This window comes from Brevundimonas sp. UBA2416 (assembly GCF_002343105.1).
Lineage (GTDB): Bacteria > Pseudomonadota > Alphaproteobacteria > Caulobacterales > Caulobacteraceae > Brevundimonas.
Genome location: NZ_DDRM01000040.1, coordinates 4,767 through 5,011, shown reverse-complemented (window position 1 = coordinate 5,011; position 245 = coordinate 4,767). Strand labels below are relative to the sequence as shown.

Below are 245 nucleotides of genomic sequence, written 5' to 3'. Positions count from 1 at the left end.
TCGGCGCCGGCGGCGAAGGCCTTGTCGCCCGACCCGGTCAGGATCACGCAGCGGACGCTGTCGTCGTGTTCGACGGCGTCGAGAAAGTCCGACAGGTCCTTGAACAGGGCCGAGTTGAGGGCGTTGAGCGCCTCGGGCCGGTTCAGGGTCACCAGCGCATAGCCGTCGGCGTGGCGTTCGATGAGGAGGGTGGAATAGGTGTCGGCCATGGGGCGGGCTCCGAAGGAGTGGCTAGTGGCTAGTGG

The 245-nt window shown here is 67.3% G+C and carries 1 protein-coding gene; it reads right to left on the bottom strand.

What is annotated here, in order from left to right:
* Nucleotides 1-209: enoyl-CoA hydratase/isomerase family protein (locus tag B3E43_RS12970; protein WP_292030159.1), on the bottom strand; the 209-nt coding region annotated here is incomplete at its 3' end.
* Between the last annotated feature and the right edge of the window lie 36 nt (nt 210-245).